We start from the raw sequence: 4,151 nt of genomic DNA, 5'->3' as shown, positions 1-4,151 counted from the left end.
CGCAGAATCAAGCTAAAACTGAAGGGCCTGACACCTGCTCAACACAGATACCAGACCCTTCAGGTCGCTTAATTCAAATATTTGTCTAACTTTTGGGGTTCACTTCAGATTTTCCTGCGGTGCGTTTTCGTTTTTCATGGTGCGGCACCGTAGAAACTTGGCGTTGTTCACAATGGATATATCACTTGAAACCAGTGAGTTTTTAAAAGTCCGATCTTACTTTGGAACAACTTCCCCATCAAACAGGAAGCAGTGATACAGCTCACAGGAAAAGGGAAAATATATCATCAGATGCTGCATAGACGAAGGAAAACATGATTGCAGATGGGATATTTATTTTCAAATAATTATAATTCTGAGCCGCTCTTAGTCGGAAGAAAACGTTTAGAAAAGAAAATGTGGAGATGGGCTAGAAAAGATTGCAAGAGGGCCCCGTGCAAAAGCACGGGGCCCATTCTGAGGTGTGCTGAAGTAATTCTAGTAAATTAGAGAATTACTTATTAGCGACTGCGCCATTCACAGTGATGTACAGGGTCTCAACGACACGGCTGTCGCTGTCCACAGTCACCAGAGCGGCCTCACCGTCGATGGTGTAGTCGCCCAGCATACTGTCCAGACGCTTGCCGGTAACAGTCTTGACCTCGTAATCAGCATCGGGATCGGTCATCATTTTCTCACGGACAAGATCGCCGTTCTTGCCAGTAGGCTGCAACAGAACAATGATCTGGGTGTCATCAGTGACCACATAGCCAGTACCATCCAGCATCAGAGAGCCGCCAGAGACGGAGACAGAGGACAGGTTGTCGTCCACATACTGATCGTTGTCCGCAGCGAACACGCCCTTAGCCTCATAGTAGCCGTCGGAGTCCACACTGACCTTCTCGTACAGGTTGTACTGAGTGAAACCGCTGTTCAGCTTAGCCTCGATGGTGGTCAGCTTGCCGTTCAGGATAGCGTTCCAAACAACGATGGTCTCGTTGTCCTCGCTGTCCACATAGCGGCTGTCCTCATCCAGGACGTACAGCAGGGTGTCGGTGGAGTTGTCATCCACGTCGGCGTTGCTGGCATCCACGAACACCAGGGAGGCATAGGCCTTGGTGGAATCGTCCTTCTCCTTCATGGCAGCAACATACAGATCGTAGCCAGCATTCGGAGTGATGTCGGGGAAGTTGTTGATGCCGGTGTAAACAGTCAGATCGTTGTCCTCGTCCAGGACCAGCATAACGGTGTCGCTGTTGCCGACCAGAGTAGTGCCCTTGGCAAAGTTGACCTCGCCGCCCTCGATCTTAGAGGTCTTGATACCATTCTTATCGTTGTGGTTATAGCTCTTAGCCTCACGCAGGTTGTACTCGCCGTCGCTGTTCACGCTGTAAGAGTACCAGCCGTTCATCTTACTAGAGCCCATAGTGATGTCTTTGTCGTCTGTATACTCACTGAGGGAGTGCTCAACGTACTGGTCTTTGCCGTCCTTCGTCTCCCACATATACACGTCGCCCAGAGTGATCTCGGCCTTAGTGCCATCGGAGAAGTAAGCGTTGGCAATGTAGCTGGAGGACAGACCGCTCTTAGCAGCCATGTCGTTCACATACAGGTAGTTACCCAGGGAAATGGCAGCGCTGTCCACGTACAGAACGTAGCCAGACTGATCCAGCACCACGGCGGCGGTGTCGCCCACGCGGTACGCAGTAGCGGCGGACTTATTGTAGTTGGCGGAGGAGCTGTCCTTCACGCCCTCAATCTGAGCGCCGTACTCGTACTTGGTGCCGTCCAGGGTCACGGAATTGCCGATGGAGTAGGCACTGACCTCGCCGGTTACGACCTCAGCGGGATAGATGTCCTCAACCTGGCCGTCAGACACGGTGTACAGGATGTAGTCATCCTCAGCGTAGCCGGTCAGATCGAAGTCGTCGCCATTCAGCTGAGTGGTGCCGATGGCGTCGCCGCCCAGCTGAGAAGGATCGGTGATCACATCGACGTTCAGGGTGTCCTTATCTTCATTATAGTCTTCGGTGGCCTGCATCACATAGGTATTGATGTACACCAGGGTGACGTTGCCGTCATCGTCCAGATAGACCTCAGTCTGCACACCCTTGCCGGAGACAGCGTTGGTGTAACCATAGCCGGCAGCGGCGGAGCTGTTGCTGCTGAAGAAATCAGGACGAACGGTGTCGAAGGAGGAACCGTATACGCTATTAATCGAAACAGCACTCTCCTTGCCGCTCTCGACAATCACGCCATCACTATACACAGTGAAGGTATACTCGTCATGGGTACGATGATTGTCAGAAATATCATCCAGATTGCTCTTAGTAATCAGGCTATACAGCTCACCTTTAGTAACTTTGCTGGTGTAGGTCTCCAGAGGAGTATCAGCATAGGTACCGACCTCGTCCAGATTGTAGACCCAGCGGGTGCCGGGACGGCCATAGGCGTCGTGGGTGTTCTCGGTGCGGCGCAGGTCGCCGTCGTACAGCTTCTCGCCCAGCTCCACGATGGGGCCCTGGGTGGAGATGCTGGTCTCGGAGACAGCGTAAGTGTCATCAATGGCCTTAGCATAGGACTCGGTGCTGGTGACATAGCTGTAAGTCACGCGGCCAGTGCTCACGGACACGCCAGGGGCCTCAACATTCAGGATGTTGTCGTTGGCCTCGACCATGCCAGCTTCCAGAGTGTTCAGAACCAGCTGAGCCACATCGTTACGAGTCATGGCATCGCGCACACCGGAATCCACATCGTGGAACAGGTTGATCTTGTTACCCTGAGACACAGTAGCCAGCTGCCAGTCGCCGTTGAAGTCGCTGTTATACTGGAAGTAGCCCAGAGCCTTCATCAGCATCAGAGCGGCCTGAGCGGTGGTGACGCTCTGGTCGCCGCCGTAGGTGGTGGCGCTGGTGCCGGCGGTGATGCCGTTGGTCCAGCAGGCGGCCACATAGGGCTCGGCCCAGGAGGGCACGTCGGTGAAGGGGCTGGTGCCGGAATAGGTGGCAACGTTGTACTCCATCAGGTTGGACATCACAACCGCCATCTCATTACGGGTGACCAGCTGGTCAGGATTGAAGTCTCCGTTCTCATCGCCCACCATGACGCCCACAGACTGCAGCACTTCGATGGCTTCCACGTTATCCTCGGTGGAAACATCGCTGTACCCGGCAGCGCTGGTGCCCACGACCATCAGACCGGTGATCATGGCGGCAGTCATGCCCAGGCTGAGAACCCGCTTCAGGTTTCTCATTGGAATTCCTCCTTAACTTTTTTGGGCTCCTTTGGCCTGTCCGGCCACAGGAACCATGTGTATTTCAGGATGCCCCCGCTTTTCGAGCCGCTGAAAGAAAAGTTTTTCTGCAAGGGGAGTTCTACTCTCCTTTCTTCTTCTCAAAAATCTGAACGGCACGGCCGTCCTGGGTCATCCTGAACGTATCTTAACAGATGGGTTTTGAAAAGTCAACAAGGTCCGCTCAAATGTAACAAAGCTGTAACATTGCGTTTTGGATGGGTTTTGCCGCAAAAATCACCAAAAAGTCTTGCGATTTGTTATTTAGTTGTATACCACCATCGATATACCTATCGAATATGACGAATCTCTTGCAAGAAATATCTTTTCCCATCCATCTCTTCGGGCCGGTCATTCATGTGACCGGCCGTACCTTCTCTCGTAAGCGGCACGGCGGTTGGATTTTCCCGTTCTTACACCTCTGGAAGCGTTTCCGAATGATCTACTTCGCTCCGCCCTTCCATCTTTATTTTACATATGTCTACCTGAAATGTCTACCTGAAAAAACGGCCCGCGCTTTCTGTTTCAATGGATCGCCGCTTTAACGGCGCCGCTGACCGCTCCACATGTCTACCTGAGCCGTCTACCCATCAATCCATCTTTCGAAATCTCCGTTATCATCCCTCCAGTGAAGCGAAATTTTCCCATGCATCGCGCCGGAATTGGAAGCTTTCGGGTTTTGGCAAGTTTAGTAGAACTTTCCTCTGAATTTTCATCAAAGATGTTTGGGGAGTCCTCGTTTTCTGTCTTTTGGAAAAAGGCAAAAATATGTAAGGAGGAATTCCAATGAGAAACCTGAAGCGGGTTCTCAGCCTGGGCATGACTGCCGCCATGATCACCGGTCTGATGGTCGTGGGCACCAGCGCTGCCGGGTACAGCG

1 protein-coding gene is annotated in these 4,151 nt (G+C 52.5%); it reads right to left on the bottom strand.

Annotated elements, in window-relative coordinates:
* Positions 1-493: 493 nt before the first annotated feature.
* On the bottom strand, positions 494-3,232 hold the full coding sequence (locus tag B5F19_RS16510; protein WP_087292797.1) for an S-layer homology domain-containing protein: 2,739 nt from the start codon (positions 3,230-3,232) through the stop codon (positions 494-496).
* Positions 3,233-4,151 lie beyond the last annotated feature (919 nt).

The sequence above is a fragment of the Pseudoflavonifractor sp. An184 genome, from assembly GCF_002160305.1.
Classification (GTDB): domain Bacteria; phylum Bacillota; class Clostridia; order Oscillospirales; family Oscillospiraceae; genus Lawsonibacter; species Lawsonibacter pullicola.
This window is presented reverse-complemented; position numbering and strand designations above follow the sequence as displayed.

Excerpts from the sequence above, each read along its gene's own strand:
- B5F19_RS16510 (WP_087292797.1), bottom strand. The coding sequence starts at position 3,232 with ATGAGAAACCTGAAGCGGGTTCTCAGCCTGGGCATGACTGCCGCCATG.